This is a genomic window from Acetobacter okinawensis (genome assembly GCF_002153655.1).
Lineage (GTDB): Bacteria > Pseudomonadota > Alphaproteobacteria > Acetobacterales > Acetobacteraceae > Acetobacter > Acetobacter okinawensis_A.
In genome coordinates this window covers 1-236 of record NZ_JOPJ01000109.1, presented here as the reverse complement: position 1 = coordinate 236, position 236 = coordinate 1, and the positions used below count along the sequence as shown (strand labels likewise).

The following is a 236-nucleotide window of genomic DNA, read 5'->3' as shown; positions in this document are numbered from 1 at the left end:
TAGGACTTCCAGAAATCAGCCCATTGGTCTGGTGTCCAGTCTTTCGCGGGGTCTGCATGAACATGGTGAAGAGGCTTGGAATGGCTGGCATAACTGCCAATATGGGTGAGTTCTTTAATCTGGTCTTTCGTGCCGGTTTCAATCAACCCACGTGATGCACCAACCATCACAGCATCATTCTGATGCTTGTAGTCCAGAAGGTGACGCCATAGTCCTGAGCCACCCTTGCCACGTGT

General features: G+C 50.8%; 1 protein-coding gene. It reads right to left on the bottom strand.

Annotated elements, in window-relative coordinates; translation table 11 throughout:
* The coding region (locus HK26_RS13795; RefSeq protein WP_219337106.1) for a hypothetical protein at positions 1–236 on the bottom strand (236 nt) is incomplete at both ends.